The organism is Sulfurospirillum sp. MES, from assembly GCF_000789415.1.
GTDB lineage: Bacteria > Campylobacterota > Campylobacteria > Campylobacterales > Sulfurospirillaceae > Sulfurospirillum > Sulfurospirillum cavolei.
In genome coordinates, this window is record NZ_JSEC01000004.1 from 75,856 (window position 1) to 94,347 (window position 18,492).

Here is an 18,492-nt window from a genome sequence, read left to right on the forward strand (position 1 = left end):
AGGCAAAGTGCTCTCAAAAATGCGTAAGCTACTTCTTGAGCTTAGGCTTGCCGAACGGTTTGAAAAAGAGAACCAAAAACGGCGAGAAAAGTAAATCCGAGACGATGGCAACCAATAAAACAAGTACCGTCAAAAGACCGAAAATCAGCGTCGGAATGAAGTTGGACGTAACCAAAACCAAAAATCCGATAATCGTCGCCAACGAGTAGTAAAACATACCGAACGCTATCGTACCGTGCGCACGATGCATCGAAGCGACATAATCGCCATCACGCGCAAGTTCTTCTCTAAAGCGGTAGTAGTAATGAATGGTATTGTCCACCGTAATACCCAAAGCGATCGAGGCAATCGTAATGCTCATCATATCCAAAGGAATATCGAAAATTCCCATAATGCCGAAAATAACACTCACGGGAACCATATTGACGATCATCGCAACCGTCGCGATTTTAAACGAACGAAATAAAAATAAAAACATACCGCCCAAAGAGAGCAGTGCAAAGCCTAAGGTTGAAATTTGCGAGCTGAAAAGCGATTGAAGCATATTGTTGTACAGCACCATCATACCGACTAATTTATAATTCTCGACCTCCAAACCGACTTTCGTATGCAACTCGGTTTGAATACGCTCTAAAAGTTCGTTACGGTGCAAATTCGGATTGGAGTCCACGACGCGAATCACGAAGCGCGCTTCGTTATGTTCGATATTGACAAAAGGCGAAATCAGCAATCGCTTGTCTTTTTCGGGAAGTTGGTTGTACAAAAGCGCCAACTCTACGCCGTCAAAATCCTTTCCGTCCTTTAAAATACGTCCGACTTTAGAGAGTGTCCCCAAAGAGGAAACATGCCCGACTTCGGGCAATGAGAGCAAATAGTCGTGTACTTTTAAAATCGTCTCCATTTTCTGCGCGGTAAACCAATACTGCGCTTTGTCGTCCATAGCGTTAAATTCGGCTTCAAAACTATCCATCGGCGTTGCCGCACTCGAATTTGACGTCGTTTCTTCCGCCGTTTTCGGGAATTTTACGACCACTTCAAGCGGTGTCGTTCCGCCTAAATTATTGTCGATTTTATCCATACCTTTATAAATTTCGGTACCTTTTTTAAAATAGTTGATAAAACTATTTTCTACGACAAGGTGCGTAACGCCGTATCCGCTAAAGACAAAAAGTCCGATCACGACGGTAATAATGATTTTCCCGTGATGCTCGACAATGCGGGCGAACGTTTGGTTGAGCGTAAAGAGATGATCGAAAGTCAATACCGGAGGCTCTTTTTTGAGCAACATCATCATCGCCGGAAAGAGCAGATACGCGGCGATCAACGAAACGGTCACGCCGATATTCATCATATTTCCCAAATCAATGATCGGTAAAATATCACATGTCATTAACGAACCGAATCCCGCAACGGACGTTAAAATAACGAATACGGAAGGAACGCTCATCCGACCCAACGTAATTTCGAGCAATTCTTGTTGCGAAGCATTCGGATAAAGCGCGTACTCTTCGCGGTAACACACAATCAAGTGAATAACCAACGAAAGCGTGGTAATCAGCTGCATCGCGACGTAATTCGAAGAGATGACGGTCACTTCCAAACCCAAAAGTGCGTTAATTCCCGTCGTTACGACAACGGCGACGAACGATACGACGATGGGAAGCACGACAAAGCGCATCTGCCTAAAGATGACCCAAAGCACCAAAAGCATAATGACCAAAATAGCCCCGCCGTAGATAGCGATATCGTCTTTAACGAAATGAATCATATCGTCCGCGATCATCATGACGCCGCCTAAAAAAAGCTCGCCCGTCGGCTGATAGGGCTTGAGCGTCTCTCGAACGTTAACGATCAGTTGGTGCGTCGACTCGCGCGAACTGTCGCGGTAGGCTTTAAACTCGGCTTTTACGGACTCAAACGCTCGGGTTTCCTCCGCATTTAAAGCACGTTCCTGCGAAAGCGTCAACCATTCGTTACGCTTACCCAAAAGCTCCGTATACCGCGCGTCGTCTTTGAGATTGACCACCACGGCCGTTGTTTTAAAATCACGGCTTACGAGATTAGCGGCATACAAAGGGCTCGTCGTCAGCTCTTCTTGAACCATACTTTTATTGATGTCGGAAGTAGCGATCGTTCGTACGTTGGAGACGACGTCTTGAACTTTTTGCGGCGGACTTTGCAATAAGGGAACGTCAAGAAGCGACGTGACACTTTCAACGCCTTCAATTTGGAGCAAATCGTTTTTAAGACTTTGAATCGTCTTAAGGGTTGTATCGTCCAGCAAATACGCTTTCGGGCTAAACGAAATAACGAGATAATCGGGACTAATATAACGTCCGTGAACTTCCCGCGTTAACTTTAAATCTTGATCGTTTTCCAAAAGCAACGTCTCGGCCGAAGCGTCGATACTCAAATCGCGGGCATAATATCCGAAAATGCCCGTTAAAATTGCTAACGCAAGCAAAACGACTTTAAAATACGTCGTAATAAAATGAATGTACAGTTTGATCATATTATGAACTCTCGTTTCTAAATCGTGACATGTAAGATAATTGGGCTTCAAAAGAGGCGAAAATGGTGACGAGCCCTGTGATTTTGCGGTATTTTAGCCTAAATTAACTTATAGGAAATACGCAACGTCGGTCTTAAACAAGCAATGCTCTTGAAAGACCGACGCCGAGGTTTAATCCCACTTCCAAACAAGACCGATGCCGCCGGTTTGCTCATTGCTCGAATGCTTCGTTCCTTTCATGTCGGTATCGACCGATTTGAGGTAAAACGAAAGTTTAACATCTGCCCATAAAAGATCTAAAGCGAGTTTTTCGCCGACCATATCGTCAAGCTTATCGAGTCGATACCCTTCATCGATTGCCTCGTCGATTAAATAGTAGGTATGAAATTTATTGTAAAATACCCCCAAAGACACGGCCCACGTAAAACTCTTTTGCGGTTCGTAATTAAGAAGAGCGCTTTCGTTGGCACCGATAAAATTTCCCGCCGTACTGAAACTACGCATTGCTTTGCTGCTAAGCCTCAACGTCGTACCCGCTAACGCTCCGGTATAAAAATTTCCAAGATCGGCTTTGGCGTTCGTCGTCCAATCAAGACTTAAATCACCGAGCGATACGGGATCGGTTTTATACCCTATTTGATACGACGCGCCGTACAAAAATTCATCTCGAAGCTGATTGTCCCAGCCTTCGGGCTTATCGAACCTAAAGACGGTATGAAAACGCTTTTGCAGGGTATCGGCTTGCGTAGAAGGTCCGACCATTCCTACATTAAGTCCAACCTCATGGAAAACATTGGCGGAAGATTTATACGCGAGAAAATTGAAATCAAGATAACCCGCATAGGGTAAATCATCTAAATCTCGCGTACGGATATCTTTATTTTCGGGAGTAAATATCGCATGCGAAAGTGACAAAGCGACATTTTTCTGCCCCAAATCGATAAAACTCAAAAGATCCGGAAACGTCGTATCGGCATCACTCATCCACGTCATATACATTCCGTTGGTATAATGATGATCCTGCCCCACGATAGCGTCGTTTTCCAAAACCAAAGAAACGGTATCGGCTCGTGCCCATGAGCATATTAAAACCGCCAAACTTACAGTCAAGATATTTTTTTTCATTCGTTACCTAACATGCTGAACATTTTAAAAGCTAAATTATATCCCAAGAGTCCTATTTTCAGACTTATACACTATAAATTGCCCTCATTCAACACGCCTCAAGGCTTGGGTACAATTTTACCGGGATGATATTGTGTATTAGAAATTGTGAGCAAATATGTGTAATTATCTTATAGGGAAGAATGATGCAAATATTAAACGCCGAATCTGTTGGGTCATAAACTCCGTTCAATGATACTCTAAAAATATGCTCGGTATTGCAGAGGGCTAAAGAATCGAAAAAGAGCAACATTTTTGAGCAAGTTACGTAACGTTTTGGGCACAGTAAAATTTCGACTGTCTCAAAGTGCCTATTTATGGGGAATAAAAACATGGTGGCGGACAGAGAGGGAGGGGAAGCAACTTCACTCTCAAAACCCCTAAAAATAGCCACTCTTACCAATTCCAAGAAAAACTGCTATGTCAATTTTAGCAAAAATAACATTAAAAACTATGACAGTTTAAGATTGTACAGAGTTAAAAACAACTATTATTACAGAAGAACTATAAATAAAAAAACTTATAGGGTATCACTTCACACAAAAGATATAATTCAAGCAAAAGTCCTCAAAAAAGAGCTAAACCTTTTGGAAGATATGGAGTTTATACAAATGGCAGAAGAAAACAAGCATAAAAAAATCATTGAAGCAAAAATAGGTTCTAATCTTGAGTTTGCAGGTGAAGAATTAGAAAAAATCTTTGAAATTGCTACCCATACTCTCAAAAGAAACCCAAGTATGTTAAAAGCAATAGCAGAAGAAAAACAATTAATAGAACAAACAACCTACAAAATAGCAAAGAAAAATGAGCTTGAAGAGATATTGCAAAAACTTGACACTATCAACTCAAATCAAAGCACTAACACCCAACCAAACAAAGACAGTGAAATAATTGAAAAAAGTTTATTAATCTCACAAGATTTTGATAAATATTATAATGATTTTGTAGAGTACAAAATCAAGAGTGACAAAATATCTAAAAGCTCTGGAAAGTCATATGCCTCTGCAAAAAACTATCTCAAATATTTTATGACACAAGAGACAATTTTTAACTTTTCTTTTTTTAAAGATATTCAAAAAAAACTACAAGAATTGCCAGCTAACTTTTTCAAGTATAAAAAGTATTATGATAAGAGTTTTAATGAAGTTTTAGAACTAAAAAAAACAGAAGATTATAATACACTTAGCAGTAAAACAGTCAATAACCACATGAGTACTTATAGATTATTTTTTGATTATTTAATTTATGAAGAAATATTTCAAGACAACCCATTAAAGAATATAAAATCACTCAAAGAAGACGAGGAAGACAATTCCTATATTGAATACTCACAAGAAGAACTAACCAATATTTTTAATTCTAAAATGCCAAAACCTTATTTAAATATGTGTAAATTTGCACTTTACACTGGAATGAGAATTGGAGAGGTTTTATCTATCAAGAAAAATGATATTGAAGGCAATTTTATCTATATAACCCTCAAAGATACAAGTAAGAAAAAACACTCAAGAATGGTGCCTATTCACATTAATTTAGTTAATACTATTGAAGAACAAAAGAAAAAAAATCATGGTGAGTACCTATTTTTTACTGGAAACACAGTAAGAGAAGTTGATAACATTGGTAGACAAGTTAGAAGACACTTAACAAAAATTGTGAATGAAGAATATAAAACTTTTCATTCTTTTAGAAAAAACTTTTCCCAAGAAATTGAAGTACACACCATGAGTGAAGAAAAAACAAAAAAATATCTCATGGGTCATTCTTTCAAAAAAGATGTCACTCAAACTACTTATAACAGAGGTAAAATCAATGAGGAAAAACTAATAGATTGTATCAATCAAATCACATTCACCTATTAACCAACCCCAAAGGCATCCCCAACACCCCCAACCCCTACCCCTTTAAAAAGGGGTTTAGGGGCTTTTGTAAAGGTGTTATTTAGTGATTTCTCAAATATAAACTACTCTACTCAAAAAATAATTTTAATCACTTCCAAACTTTTTTAAACTTTTTTATAGTAAATCTCATTTTTTTCAACTTTCAATCTATAATTAAAAAAAGGGTAAAAAATATCCTCTCAATTTTCCCTGCAATATGGGGAAAAAGGGTAAAAGGGTAAAAAATATCCTAAAAATTATAGTGAAGGAGTTAAAATGTTTCAAAAAATTATGAAATGGTTTAAAAGTTGGTTCAAGACAAAAGACAATACAACTACAATACTACTAAGAACCCAGACAAGATTTTGTGAAAATCCACAGTGCTGCAACAAAATTATTGGAAAATCCAATAAAAGATTTTGTTCTGAGAGTTGTAAGAAAAAATCTAAGTATCAAAGACAAAAAAAATCAAAAAATCAAAATCCTAATTTTTAAATGCTTCTATAATTAGTTTTAGCCATTAATCCCTCATGGGGTAAGTTTTCCAACTTACCCCCTAAAGGAGGGTTGGCCCCTACGGGGAAGCCCTATTGGCTAAAAATCAAAAAATAGGAGCAAAAAATGAGTATGAGCATGCATTACCATTTAGAAACAGAAGAGTATAAAGAGTTGCCTTTATGGGTTAGATTGGCACATGATTTGAGAGAAATTAAAACAAAAAACAAAATTTTTGAAGATAAAAATCTCATTTATAAGTGTGAAGAGTTATTAAAATTATCAAATATTTCAGAGTATAAAGATTTTTTTCAAAATGAAAATACAAGTTTGAATGATTTAGTTTTTGAAAAAATCAAACAAAAAAATCAAACTAAACTCAATGTTATTGAAGGGGTTCTTTCAATATCTAGGGAAGATTTTGAGAAAATAAACATTGAAGAGAGTATAGAAAAACTAAAAGAATATTATGAAAAAAATCAAAATGTCAAAATATATAGCATAGCATTTCATGCAGATGAAGGACATATTGATGAACTAACACAAGAACAAAAACACAATTACCACTTTCACATTATTCATTCAAATATCACCCATGAAGGCAGGTGTTGGACTAAGCAAAAATACAAACAATCAAAAAACAAAGGTTTGTCATGTGTGCAAAGTGAATTAGCACTTATTTTAGGGCTTGAAAGGGGTGAAAGTAAGGAGATAACACAAAGAGACCACATTAACTACAAAGAATACAAAGAAATGAAAAAACAAGAAAAATTAGAATTAAAAAAACAAATTGAAAAAGTAAAAAAATTAGATATCAAAGACACCACTAAATATATAGAATCTCTAAAATCTTGGGACATAGGTTTTGAAAAATATAAAAAACATATTTTTTCCACTCCTGAGGATTATGTAAAAATTAGTAAAAAAGATTTTGAAAATCTTCAAATCTTTCATATGAAAATGAGCCAAACCTATCAAGAAATTCAAGAATACAACCAAGTGGTGAAACTTTTCCAAGTTAAATTAAAAAAATTTGGAATTGAAGATATAAAAGACATTCAAGACCACAACCTCAATGTTGAAGAGATGGAAAAAGATTTTGAAATAATTATGAACTATAAAGAACAGTTAGACCAAGATATAAAAACCAATGAAGAAAAACTAAAAAATATAAATATTGCCTATGAAAACCTATTGAAAGAAGTGGATTTCTATGAAAAAGTTAGAAAATATAACACTGATTTGATTGATAAAAATGAAGAATATGTTCAAGAGAAAAAAAATATTTTAAGTGAATTAGACAAAAAAATTGAGAAAATGAGCAACCAATCAAAAAAAGTTGAAAACAATCTCATTGCCCTTGCAAACACTCATGAAAAGGCAACATTAACCATTAAAAATATTTTGGAAGAAGAGAGACAAAAACAAATAAATTGTGAAAAAATGGCTTCAACAGAAAGAATGAAAATTCATAAGCAAGCAGTGCAAGCAGAAGAGGAAGGCAAAAATGACCCTGAGATTAGTTTAAATAAAAAATGGTGCTAATACACTACAAAAACTAGAAAGACAAGTTTTAGAGCCACTTTCCACCTAGATTTTAAGAGATTTTGGGTTGGTATCAATGGTAGAAAATCAATAAATATAATTGAAAATATTGTTTATAAGTGTTGTAGTAACTTAAACAAACCCTTAACCCTTACCTTTTCCTTTTTAAGCCCCTGTGGGGCTGCTCTTTGCCTTTAAAACTTCTCAAACACATCAAAACAGGTGATTTAGAACCTCTTAGAGGTTCCCTGTTTTGTTGTCTAGGAAGAGATTTTTGAGTGTATAAGCTACAAAAACTACAAAAAATAATTTTTGATCCATAATTTTGAATTCTTCTTTTATATGGTTATTTTATGTTATTAAGATAACTATGAAATAGTTAGATTAATAACCTACCAATGAGTGTATGAAAGAAGATTTGAAAGTATCCCCTCCAAAATGCCCCCCCATTTTTATTTAATCCCCTTTCCTTTATAGTAACCTACATGTATATATAAGAAACTAGGTTTTCCCCTTTTTTTGAACAATTTTCTAAATGAAAGATTTTTACAATTTACAAGAAGTAAAAAAATGATTTAAAATACTATTTTTTTGACCTGAGAGGTGGGTGTTTTAAAAATTAGTATTAAATGGTGTTCTTAGTATCAATTTGGAGAATTAGAGGCTTTTTTCATTCATCTTACTTGTGCTAGAATACACTAACAAGTTCAAATTTAGGAGGAATTTAATTGAAAATAGAAATGGGTGAATCTCTAATGTATAGTTGGTTGAGGCATATAAAACAATGTCAAATCACTCAGTTAAATTGGAAAGTATCTGATAAATGGAATTTGACAGTCACTAATAGTTTAGAAAAACTCATGGTGGAGATTCAAAAAAAATTTGACTCTCCTTTTGGACAAATAGACAATTTACAACAACTATTTAAACAATCTGAAGTGGATGTAATAGGATTTAATTTTAATTCCAATACTGTTTATGGTGTTGATGTTGCATTCCATACCTATGGATTAAGGTATAAAGATAATGTAAAAAATATCACTAAAAAAATGTTTCGTACTTTACTTACATTAGATGCATATTTTGATAATACATACAAAAAAGAGGTTATTTTTACAACTCCTAAGATTAATCCAAATGAATATAATTTAGTAGTTGAAAGAATCAAAGAAATAAATAAATTTTTGGAAGAAATGGAGCTAGACACAACAATCACTTTTATATCAAATAAAGACTTTGGAGAACAAATACTCTACCCAATATTATCACTTTCAGATGAAGTGGCTGATACTTCTGAATTATTTTTAAGAAGCTATCAATTAACAAAATTATTTTCAAATCCAAATATGAAAAATGAAAAAAATCTTCTTAATGATAAACAGCATATTAATAAAAATCCAAATGAAATACCTATTGGAAAGTTAGTTAAAAATACATTTAACCAACTTTTCAAAGAAAACAAACTCAATGATAGTGAAATTAAAAATCTCATGGATATAGATTATTCAAGAAATGTTTTTGCTGTAAAATATCCAATACTAAAACTAATTGATTTACATATAAATATTGACATACAAAGAAAAGTCAATGACTATGATAGATATTATGCAAAACCATTTTCTAATAAATATCTACTTTGCAATGACTGGTATAGCACAAATAGGACTTATTTTGAAAAATGGTTATCAAAAATTAAATAAATACCAATTTTTGATATTTATTTATAGATTATGATTTTTAGTCTAGTTGGGGAAAATCTAAGTAATTTTTTTCATAGAATTCTTCCATGTTATATTTAAAAATATAATCTCTAAATTCATCATCATCTTTGAATTCAATTGGTTTACCACCTAAACTATACATTGGGATTAATCCAAGTAAATTTATTAAATGGTGTAAAGCATCCTCTTTTGTATAAAAAATTGCATTTTGCACTGGTGGATAATTTTCTGTATTCTTAAATGTTAAGACAGCATATTTATCTGAGTGATTTTGAGAAATAATATTATTGATTTCTTCCTTATTTGCTGGATAACAAATACTTAAGCAATGTTTTCCACTTGTTACTATTCCTTGATTTGTATAAAACCTTTTGTTTTCAATATTTTCAAAACCAAGAGTAATAACAGGTTCATTTGAAATAATTAACTTTTCACTAACAAATCTAGCTAAACACATAACATACATTCTATCATCCAGATATTGCTTCATAATTAAACCCTTTGACTATAATTTTCTTGTTAAAAACTTGATATAAAGTATTATAAAAAATACTCTGAGCTATTTTATCATTTTCTAGTTGTCAAATATACCAATTTATATGCTAAGCTGTGTTAATTAAAACAAAAAAAGGGAAAAAACTATGCTAATTTCATTAGAAGAAAAAGACCTGAAAAAGCTCATAAACAAGGCTGTTTTAGGGGTTTTGAGTGAGTTAGTAGTCGTGGCGGACAGAGAGGGATTTGAACCCTCGGTCAGGTTGCCCCGACGCACCCTTAGCAGGGGTGTGGTTTCAGCCACTCACCCATCTGTCCAAGAAAAAGTAGAGTGCAATTATAGCAAACATAGATAACAAAGAGCTTAAAGCCTTTCTTAAGCTCTTTGCGGCAGTCAAATATAGACCGGATCTTTAGATTGTAAGAGCTTATCAAGCAGTTTTTGAAGTTTTTTGACCGAATCTTGATCCGTTTTTTTCGCCTCTTCTATTTTACTTTTGAGCATTACGATAAGCTCGACACCTTCTATAAAATGCATAGGGTACTCCTTTTAAAGATCGTTTACGAGCTTTAAAAAGCAAAACCTATTCCAGCTTCGTATCTTCTTTTAACGGTACGGGCTGGGCAATAACGCCTTCGTAAAAAACCGTACAATTACTATCCGCCGTACTTTTATCGTTTTTAGTAAAAAACGATAATGCCACGTTGGTTAAAATTTTCGCGTTCGATTCGTCCATTTTGACCTTCGGTTTTGCAAACGTACCGCTTATTTTTTGCTCAAAAACGCTGCATCCTTTGGCATTGAGTAACGCGGCTTTCAAATCGACAAATTTCTCTTCGACGATATTGATTTTACCTTTTAAGGCGACTCTGTTCTTTGCGGTACTAAAGGCTACGTCGCTGAGCTCGATTTCGGAATAACCGATATCGACCCGCATACTGATCTCCTGAACCGTCGTTTTTCCGCCTTGCACTCCGTTTAATGAGCTGTTAAGAATAGTGCCTAAATTTTTTGAAGCGTGCGTATCGACAAGAGGAGCGATTTGATCGAGGTCGTAGCCTTTTAGCGTGACGTTTTTACCGAAAAGATTGACGTACCCGTTAAGCGTTGTTTTGAAACTCAGTGCATCGCCCGCCGTAAAAGAAAGCTTCAAATCACCTTCAGCCGTGCCTTCTGCAATATCTTGCTGAAACATCCCTTTGATAAACGGTGCCAGTTTTAGACCTTCAATTTTATGCTTTAACGAAATTTTCGGCTGTTTCCCGCTAAAGTCAAATTTTCCGCTTCCTTGAAAGAGTGTATCAAAAAGCGTGTATTTAAGGTTTTCACTGACACCGACCGCATCTTTCATCTCCATCGACATGGAAACGTCGTTAAAGACGTAACGATCGTAAGAGATTTTATCGATATGCATTTGAGATAAAAAGACAAGCCCGTTTAAAGAGTGCTTACTCGGATCAAAATGAATATCGTTCATCTCGACGTCGATATTTTCAAACATCATTTTAGCGTTATCGCTCAAGTCCGTATACGTCATCGAAGCATGGGTAAATTTAACCTTATTTACGTTAATAAAAAGAGCATCTTCTTCGGCTTCGATTTCTTCGACTTTTTTACTTTTCGCGGAAGAACTTTTATGCGCGACTTCTTTGGTTACCGGAGGCAAAAGGTAATTCAATTTACCCTCTTTATTCTTTTCAATCGACAGGGAAAGGTTATCGATAACAAGATACTTGATCTTAATCTCTTTTTTAAGCAATGCAGCAATATCAAGAGCTACGTCAAAGCTACCGAGCTTGGCAAACGAGACGTCGGAGCGGTAAGAGGGATTGGCGACTTCAATGTCGGAGAGGCTAACGCCGACCGGAGATAGAGAGAGCGTGATGTCGCCTCGAATCATAATCTCGTATCCCGTACTCTCTTTAATGGCTTTTTGAATTTTCGGTTTATATTCGTTAAAATCGATAACTTTGATCAGTAAAAAAAACGCAACGATCGATACTGCACAAAACAAAACGATACTTAGCACAATTTTCTGAATCATATTTACCTCTTTATGCGATAGACTCTAAAATTTTTCGAACAACGCTTAACGGATCGGCGTGATGATAGATTGGTCGACCGACAACGATAAAATCAGACTTTTGCGCTTTAGCTACCTTCAAGTCCGCGACGCGTTCTTGATCATTGCTTGCCTCGTTGAACGGACGAATACCGGGCGTTAGCGTTAAAAAATGCTCGCTCGTATGCGCTTTAATATCCAAACTTTCATATGCCGAGCATACGACGCCGTGAATACCGCTTTCGTACGCATCCGTGGCAAAATCAACGGCTTTTTGCGCAATCGGCGTACGGTAAATCGCCTCAAAAGAAGCGTTATCGAAGCTTGTCAAAGCGGTAACCGCCAAGACGATCGGAGGGTTGGAAAGTGCATTGACGCGCTGCATAACCGTTTGCATCGCTTTTCTACCGCTTGAGGCGTGAACGTTGAACATATCAACATTCAATGCGACGATCGACTCCGCCGCATCCGCCATCGTATTGGGAATATCGTGAAGTTTGAGGTCTAAAAAGATTTTAAACGAAGGATTGATTGCTTTGAGCTCTTCTAAAAGAGGTTTTCCGTCGCGAATAAACGAGCGAAGACCGACTTTGAGCCAAATGTCTTCGCTTTTTAAGGTATGTGCTAACGCAAGGTTGTCGGATTTTTCAGCTAGATCGAGGGCAACGCATAGCTTCATGCACTCACTTCCTGCTCTTTACACACGGCATCCAAAACGCCGTTGATAAATTTCGGGCTGGTTTCGTTACACAGTTTTTTTGCCAATTCGATTGCTTCGTTGATGACGACGGCATTGTCCAAAGAGGTGTAAAGAACCTCATAGCAACCTAAACGTAAAATCGCCCGTTCGATCGTTCCGATTTCGCTCAAATTCCACTCTTTTAAATGGCGGTTAATCGACGCATCGACATTGATTAAGTGCTCTTTCACGCCGTGGTAAAGTCCTAAAGCAAACTCTTTTTGCTGATTGCGAATTTTTTTGTCTTCGAAAAGCTCGTCCATAAATTTTTCGATACCGGCATTGCCGATATCCTCGGCATACAAAATGCCGATAATCGTTTCTCTCGCTTGATGTCGTGTTGCCAAACGTTTTCCTTAAAAATTAAAAATGTTTATAAAGACTGATCAATTCAATCAATCCCGTCATCGCCTCAAAGCCTTTATTGCCGGCTTTGCTGCCCGCTCGTTCAATGGCTTGTTCGATCGTATCGGTCGTTAAAACGCCGAAAGTGACCGGTTTTTGGTACTTCAAAGCCGTATTGGCGACGCCTTTGGTCGTTTCCGCGGCAACATAGTCAAAATGCGGCGTACTTCCGCGAATAACGGCACCGACGCAACAAACCGCGTCGTATTTTCCACCGTTTAAAAGCCTGTCCAAAGCCATCGGAATTTCAAATGCACCCGGAACCAAAATAAGATCTAAATTTTTCTCGTCGCCGCCGTGACGAATAAACGCGTCACGCGCACCTTCGACCAAACGATCGGTAATAATGTGGTTAAATCGGCTATTGATAATGGCGACCTTTTCCGTGCCGTTTAACGATAATTTTCCTTCAACGATATTCATAGCAATCCTTTAATAAAATGGATAAAGTCTTTAATCATACCCTATTTTTTGTTAGGGACGCTTTAGTGCTTTTTCCAGACACTGACATGTAAGGTTTTTATCACGCTCTTACGTTCATTTTCATAGCGTATTAAAGGCATATCAAACGCTTTTTGCGCCAATTCAAACGTCGGTTCCAAATGCTCGTGTAAAGCATCGAACGTGCTATATTTTTCGCCGTTTTTCTTAAAGCCGCCCAGCCATTTTGCGCGAGGTGTTTTACTCTCATCCCAGTCGTAACCGCTCGCGATGACTAAAAACGCCCCCGTACGCATGCGTGTGCCGATCGTTTTGAGAAAAAGTGCCGGATCGTAAAGCGTGTCCAAAGCATCGTTGAGCAAAACCAAATCGTATCCGTCAAAATAAGGCTTCATATTGTGCGGATCGGCTTGCCAAAATTCGACTTTTTGCCGCGCGGGATCGATGTTAAAATCGCTCAAATCGCGCTCTTCGAAACAGCACAATTCGCCTTCGACTTTGAGCGCGTATTTGAGCTTTCCGCTCTCTTTGAAATTCGTCGCCAAACGAACCACGCGTGCGGTAAACTCTACGCCGTGCACCATTTTGTAATCCGATGCCAGCGCAAACGTCGCTCGTCCCGCGCCGCATCCGATTTCCAAAGCTTTGTTCTTTTCTCCTTCAAGCCCTTTGCAGACACGCGCTATCGCTTCGTAGTAATTATTTTCTTTCTCTCCGAAATGCGCATGGCATAGTAAAGAGAGCTGCGGATCGGTTTCGTAAAAGACCGAATGCGTCTCAACGCTTTCTTCCGACTCGACGTAGCGAAATCCCGCATGTTGGTAAAAATGGCGGCGAAACGCATAACGCGAAGCGCGAATGAGCTCATTTCCCGTGCTGATCCACGAGCCGCCTTTGATGAGATTGTGTCTGTCGTCAAACGTCGGTACGGAAAAATCGTCGTACAGCGGATGAACGCTAAATCCGTCAAATCCGTTGATCGGCGTTTGCGTCCATTGCCAGACGTTACCGATAATATCGTAAAAATCGCCGAACGCAAACGTATCCACGGGTACGGAAGAAGCGAAGTATTCGAGGTTCACGTTACCCGGTGCTTTGTCCCAAAACGGTTCGTCGTTTTGTACATGTAAGTCTCGAAGCACGTACCATTCGTCCTCGCTCGGTAAGCGAATGCTTTTAGCTTCTTTGGCACTTTTCCAGTTGCAAAACGCCTCGGCTTCGAGGAAGTTAACGTCTACCGGCCAGCTCCACGGCATTGCGATCTCTTCGAGCATCGTTCGCAAGCGATAACCCGCATCGGTTTTTCTCCAAAAAAGCGGCATTCTCGCCTCTTTGTAGGTTCGCCATTTCCAACCTTCTTCGCTCCAAAAACGCGCCTCTTCGTATCCGCCATCTTCCACAAACGCCAAAAATTCGGCATTGGAAACGAGAAATCGGGAAGCTTTGAAGTCGTGAACCTCTTTGACATGTAAGCCGTATTCGTTATCCCAACCGTAAAGCGCATCGTCTTTGCGTTTTTCCAAACGAAGCGTCGTGCCCGCAACATCGATCAAACGGTTTTGCACGACGGGCGTGTCGATCGGACATATTTTCCAAAACGGATGCGTTTGCACGTACTCTAAGGGCAATTGGCGTATTAAAACCGAAGAGGTCTCCAAGTGAATCCGCTCATGCTCGATCCCCATCAAGATCGCCCAAAACGGGCTTTCCCACGTTATAGGCATGGAAAGAGGCAAGGTGTCGATCAGCTCTAATACTTTGGTTTTGACCGCATCGCGGTAAGCACGAATTTCGGCAATTTTAGGCCATTGATAATGCGCTTGATCCAGATCGTCCCAGCTCATTTCGTCCACGCCGATCGCAAAAATCGACTCATAAGTCGGATTGATGCGCTTGTCGATGAGCTTGGCAAGCACCAGTTTGTTAATGAAAAACGTTGCCGTATGTCCAAAATAAAAGACCAAAGGATGCCGCAAAGGATCGGCGGTCACGTAATAACTTTCGTCCTCTTTCATCACCTCGAACAATCTTTCGTAAATCGTATAGGTTTTCAGAAAATAGTCGCGTATCTCTTGCCTTTTTTCTGCCGCACTTCCGACGTTGAGCAGGATATTGCGCGTGGGGACGAGTTGCATGTTAGGCCTTTAGGCTGTTTTGAATCGCTTGAATGTCTTTAATCGCCGCGTCTAAGTCTTCCAAGTAGAGCATATTCGGTCCGTCGCATAACGCGATGCACGGATCGAAATGGGTCTCAAAAAAGAACCCGTCCACGCCCACGGCAGCCGCCGCACGCGAAAGCGGACGCACGAACTCGCGTTTTCCTCCGCTTTTACCGCCCTCGGTTCCGGGCATTTGAACCGAATGCGTCGCATCGAAAATGACCGGAGCAAACGAGCGCATAATTTCGAAACTGCGCATATCCACGACCAAATTGCCGTATCCAAACGTCGAGCCTCGCTCGGTCAACCACACGCCCGCTTGTTTGGCGGCATCGTACCCTTCTTCTTTCACGCCGCGCGTATCCAACACTTTTTTGACCGAATAACGCATATCGGCGGGATTTAAAAATTGACCTTTTTTAATGTTCACGACGCATTTCGTCTGCGCGGCGGCAACCAACAAATCGGTTTGGCGGCATAAAAAAGCGGGAATTTGCAACACGTCGACGACTTCTCCCACAGGCTTTGCCTGCGTGTAGTCGTGAATATCCGTCAAAAGCTTGTAGCCAAACTGTGTTCTAACTTCTTCGAGCAACTTAAGTCCCGCGTCAAGCCCCGGACCTCTGAAACTGTCGATGCTGGTGCGATTGGCTTTGTCGAAACTGGATTTAAAGTAAAAATCGATAGTAGAATCTTCATGGTACGTCATCAATTTTTCGGCAACCCGAAAAAGATTTTCGCGACTTTCGATAACGCACGGTCCTGCAATTAAAATCATTCTTTCTCCTTAGCGACGATAACGCCGCTCAAAATAACCAAGAGTATACCAAATAGACCCATAAAATCCGGTAAAGGATCGCCCAAAAACAATCCGATCAAGAGCGAAAAGAAGATAATCGAATACCCAGCCGCCCCGACGATACCCGCTTTGGTCGTCCCGAACGCTTTGGTCATATACAATTGCCCTACCGCACCCGAAAAGCCCATCAAACCGATGTAAAGCCACTGAACGCCTGAGGGCATTTTGAAATTTCCGAGCATAAAATCAAACATCGGCGTATGGTAAAATTCGCTCAGAAGCATAAACAACGCCGGAAAAACCGTTCCGGTCGAAACAAACGCCAAAACGATAATGCGCGTATCGTAAACTTTGTTGAGTTCGCGAACGCTCGTGTACGCTAATGCCGCGCCTAAACCGCTCATGATGCCGAAAAAATCGGTTTTAGAAAGCATCAATTCGCCGGGTTTCATCACCATGACGATCCCCACAAAACCGAAGAAAACCGCAACCCAACCTTTCCAGCCGATATGCTCTTTCAAAAAGAAAAACGCCAAAATTGCGGTAAAAATAGGCGCGGTTCGTGAAAACGTCATCGCATCCGCAAGCGGAATATGCGCGATATTGTAGAAAAAAACCAGCATCGAAAAAAAGCCGATGAGTGCACGGAAGAGAAGTAACCAAGGCTTTCCGCCGACTTGTTTGAGAGGTTTTCGTAAAAACGTCGCCGCCATAAGGCACATCGTAAGTCCGTTACGGAAAAAGACCACCTCGACCGAATCGAAATCCTGACTCAGCACTTTTGCAAATGCTCCGTCGATTGCAAAACTAAACGATGAAACGAGCATAAACAAAACGCCGCGATTCATCCCTGAAATAAAAGCTCCCACACCGACTCCACATGTAACCTAAAATGCGTTATCTTAATCCTTTCCGTGTTAAAATTCGTTGATTTTTACCTCTTAGCTTGGAGACGTCATGAATATTGAATCCATCTTGAATTATTCGCTTTGGGGCTTTCCGATCGCCAACGTCGGTATCGCACTGCTCATTTTTTTCTCGTCGCTGCTCTTTCGCCGCATCATCAGTAAACTGTTGCTAAAACCGCTGCGCAAGCGTTCGCGTCAAGGCAAAAAAGAGGACAACCAAAATAAAATTCTCGACGTTATCGAAGAACCGCTCAAACTCTCCATCGTCTTATTCGGTCTTTATTTTGCGATCAAGTGGTTGCCGTTTAAAAATATCGACCGCTTTTTAGAGCTGTTTGTGCGTTCGTGTCTTAGCTTCGTCGTTTTTTGGATTTTGTACCGTTTGGTCGAAGCGTTTTCAAACCTTTTCAACCTCTTTTCGTCCAAATTCGGCAAAGAACTTCACTCGGACATTCAAAACTTTTTGATTAAAACGCTTCGCGTTCTTATTATTGCTATCGGCGTGATGGCGATTTTACAAGAATGGGGCATTAACGTGAGTGCGTTTGTCGCCTCTTTGGGGCTCGGAGGTTTGGCATTTGCATTGGCGGCCAAAGACACGATCGCCAATTTATTCGGTTCGTTGGTTATCTTCAGCGACCGCCCGTTTAAAGTCGGCGATTGGATTCAAACGCCCGTCGTGGAAGGCATTATCGAAGAGATCGGCATTCGATCTACCAAAGTACGCACCTTCGCGCAAGCCTTAGTAAGCGTGCCTAACGCCACGGTCGCCAATACGCCCATTACCAATTGGACGCGTATGGGCAAACGCCGCATCAATACCCGCATCGGTCTGACGTATGCTACCGGCGTCGAACAAATTCAAACGATCGTCGAAGAGATTACCGCAATGCTCAAAAACCATCCCGATATTCACCAAGAGACGATTTTGGTCTATTTCGATGAATTTCAAGACAGCGCGCTTAGCATCTTTCTTTACTTTTTCACTAAAACGACGGTTTGGGCGGAATTCTTACATGTCAGGCAAGACGTCAATCTTAAAATTATGCGCATCGTCGAGCGTAACGGCGCGCAGTTTGCGTTCCCTTCTCAGACGCTCTACGTCGAGAGTTTACCAAAATAACAGCAAAGCAACGCTATAATGTATCTCATTTAGGTTATCTTGA

General features: G+C 39.2%; 15 protein-coding genes and 1 tRNA gene. 4 read left to right on the top strand and 12 right to left on the bottom strand.

Annotated elements, in window-relative coordinates; translation table 11 throughout:
- Positions 1 to 28: 28 nt before the first annotated feature.
- Both OA34_RS07980 and OA34_RS07985 read right to left on the bottom strand, forming a co-directional pair.
- The gene (locus OA34_RS07980; protein ID WP_039674176.1) at positions 29 to 2,512 is read right to left on the bottom strand and encodes an efflux RND transporter permease subunit; all 2,484 of its coding nucleotides are present in this window, start codon (positions 2,510 to 2,512) and stop codon (positions 29 to 31) included.
- A gap of 171 nt (positions 2,513 to 2,683) precedes the next feature.
- The gene (locus OA34_RS07985; RefSeq protein WP_039674178.1) at positions 2,684 to 3,637 is read right to left on the bottom strand and encodes a lipid A deacylase LpxR family protein; all 954 of its coding nucleotides are present in this window, start codon (positions 3,635 to 3,637) and stop codon (positions 2,684 to 2,686) included.
- 356 nt (positions 3,638 to 3,993) lie between these two features.
- Here OA34_RS07985 and OA34_RS07990 point away from each other — a divergent pair, with 356 nt between their 5' ends.
- From OA34_RS07990 to OA34_RS08005, 3 genes are all read left to right on the top strand, one after another.
- Positions 3,994 to 5,538, top strand: coding sequence for a site-specific integrase (locus OA34_RS07990; RefSeq protein ID WP_039674180.1), 1,545 nt, complete (start codon positions 3,994 to 3,996; stop codon positions 5,536 to 5,538).
- Positions 5,539 to 6,177: 639 nt separating this feature from the next.
- Positions 6,178 to 7,596 carry a hypothetical protein gene (locus OA34_RS08000; protein ID WP_039674184.1) on the top strand — a complete coding sequence of 473 codons (1,419 nt, stop codon included), beginning with the start codon at positions 6,178 to 6,180 and terminating at the stop codon, positions 7,594 to 7,596.
- A gap of 728 nt (positions 7,597 to 8,324) precedes the next feature.
- Positions 8,325 to 9,296, top strand: coding sequence for a hypothetical protein (locus OA34_RS08005; protein ID WP_039674186.1), 972 nt, complete (start codon positions 8,325 to 8,327; stop codon positions 9,294 to 9,296).
- Positions 9,297 to 9,333: 37 nt separating this feature from the next.
- On the opposite strand, the gene OA34_RS08010 is transcribed toward OA34_RS08005, so the two are convergent.
- From OA34_RS08010 to OA34_RS08050, 10 genes are all read right to left on the bottom strand, one after another.
- Positions 9,334 to 9,807 carry a hypothetical protein gene (locus OA34_RS08010; RefSeq protein WP_039674188.1) on the bottom strand — a complete coding sequence of 158 codons (474 nt, stop codon included), beginning with the start codon at positions 9,805 to 9,807 and terminating at the stop codon, positions 9,334 to 9,336.
- Between the two features lie 233 nt (positions 9,808 to 10,040).
- Positions 10,041 to 10,130, bottom strand: a tRNA-Ser gene (locus OA34_RS08015).
- A 76-nt stretch (positions 10,131 to 10,206) separates the two neighbouring features.
- A complete protein-coding gene (locus OA34_RS13685; protein ID WP_173636952.1) occupies positions 10,207 to 10,350 on the bottom strand; it encodes a hypothetical protein in 144 nt (47 codons plus the stop codon).
- Positions 10,351 to 10,396: 46 nt separating this feature from the next.
- Positions 10,397 to 11,857 carry an AsmA family protein gene (locus tag OA34_RS08020; protein WP_286682924.1) on the bottom strand — a complete coding sequence of 487 codons (1,461 nt, stop codon included), beginning with the start codon at positions 11,855 to 11,857 and terminating at the stop codon, positions 10,397 to 10,399.
- Between the two features lie 10 nt (positions 11,858 to 11,867).
- The gene (gene pyrF, locus OA34_RS08025; RefSeq protein ID WP_039674190.1) at positions 11,868 to 12,554 is read right to left on the bottom strand and encodes an orotidine-5'-phosphate decarboxylase; all 687 of its coding nucleotides are present in this window, start codon (positions 12,552 to 12,554) and stop codon (positions 11,868 to 11,870) included.
- On the bottom strand, positions 12,551 to 12,961 hold the full coding sequence (gene nusB, locus OA34_RS08030) for a transcription antitermination factor NusB (protein ID WP_039674192.1): 411 nt from the start codon (positions 12,959 to 12,961) through the stop codon (positions 12,551 to 12,553). Before nusB ends, pyrF begins: the two co-directional genes overlap by 4 nt.
- 16 nt (positions 12,962 to 12,977) lie before the next feature.
- Positions 12,978 to 13,442 (bottom strand): 6,7-dimethyl-8-ribityllumazine synthase, encoded by a 465-nt coding sequence (gene ribH / locus OA34_RS08035; protein WP_039674194.1) that lies wholly within the window; start codon positions 13,440 to 13,442, stop codon positions 12,978 to 12,980.
- 62 nt (positions 13,443 to 13,504) lie between these two features.
- Entirely contained in the window at positions 13,505 to 15,595 is a 2,091-nt protein-coding gene (gene ovoA, locus OA34_RS08040) for a 5-histidylcysteine sulfoxide synthase (protein ID WP_039674195.1), read from the bottom strand.
- Position 15,596: 1 nt separating this feature from the next.
- The gene (kdsA, locus tag OA34_RS08045; RefSeq protein WP_039674197.1) at positions 15,597 to 16,397 is read right to left on the bottom strand and encodes a 3-deoxy-8-phosphooctulonate synthase; all 801 of its coding nucleotides are present in this window, start codon (positions 16,395 to 16,397) and stop codon (positions 15,597 to 15,599) included.
- Positions 16,394 to 17,266, bottom strand: a complete 873-nt coding sequence (locus OA34_RS08050; RefSeq protein WP_039674313.1) for a DMT family transporter — start codon at positions 17,264 to 17,266, stop codon at positions 16,394 to 16,396. Before OA34_RS08050 ends, kdsA begins: the two co-directional genes overlap by 4 nt.
- 109 nt (positions 17,267 to 17,375) lie before the next feature.
- Between OA34_RS08050 and OA34_RS08055 the strand changes: the two genes are divergently transcribed.
- Positions 17,376 to 18,449 carry a mechanosensitive ion channel family protein gene (locus tag OA34_RS08055; RefSeq protein WP_039674199.1) on the top strand — a complete coding sequence of 358 codons (1,074 nt, stop codon included), beginning with the start codon at positions 17,376 to 17,378 and terminating at the stop codon, positions 18,447 to 18,449.
- Positions 18,450 to 18,492: the final 43 nt, after the last annotated feature.

Bases quoted from the DNA above. Each gene is read 5' to 3' on its own strand.
- OA34_RS07980 (WP_039674176.1), bottom strand. From the start codon at position 2,512: ATGATCAAACTGTACATTCATTTTATTACGACGTATTTTAAAGTCGTT.
- OA34_RS07985 (WP_039674178.1), bottom strand. From the start codon at position 3,637: ATGAAAAAAAATATCTTGACTGTAAGTTTGGCGGTTTTAATATGCTCA.
- OA34_RS07990 (WP_039674180.1), top strand. From the start codon at position 3,994: ATGGGGAATAAAAACATGGTGGCGGACAGAGAGGGAGGGGAAGCAACT.
- OA34_RS08000 (WP_039674184.1), top strand. From the start codon at position 6,178: ATGAGTATGAGCATGCATTACCATTTAGAAACAGAAGAGTATAAAGAG.
- OA34_RS08010 (WP_039674188.1), bottom strand. From the start codon at position 9,807: ATGAAGCAATATCTGGATGATAGAATGTATGTTATGTGTTTAGCTAGA.
- OA34_RS13685 (WP_173636952.1), bottom strand. From the start codon at position 10,350: ATGCATTTTATAGAAGGTGTCGAGCTTATCGTAATGCTCAAAAGTAAA.
- OA34_RS08020 (WP_286682924.1), bottom strand. From the start codon at position 11,857: ATGATTCAGAAAATTGTGCTAAGTATCGTTTTGTTTTGTGCAGTATCG.
- pyrF (WP_039674190.1), bottom strand. From the start codon at position 12,554: ATGAAGCTATGCGTTGCCCTCGATCTAGCTGAAAAATCCGACAACCTT.
- ribH (WP_039674194.1), bottom strand. From the start codon at position 13,442: ATGAATATCGTTGAAGGAAAATTATCGTTAAACGGCACGGAAAAGGTC.
- ovoA (WP_039674195.1), bottom strand. From the start codon at position 15,595: ATGCAACTCGTCCCCACGCGCAATATCCTGCTCAACGTCGGAAGTGCG.
- kdsA (WP_039674197.1), bottom strand. From the start codon at position 16,397: ATGATTTTAATTGCAGGACCGTGCGTTATCGAAAGTCGCGAAAATCTT.
- OA34_RS08050 (WP_039674313.1), bottom strand. From the start codon at position 17,266: ATGAATCGCGGCGTTTTGTTTATGCTCGTTTCATCGTTTAGTTTTGCA.
- OA34_RS08055 (WP_039674199.1), top strand. From the start codon at position 17,376: ATGAATATTGAATCCATCTTGAATTATTCGCTTTGGGGCTTTCCGATC.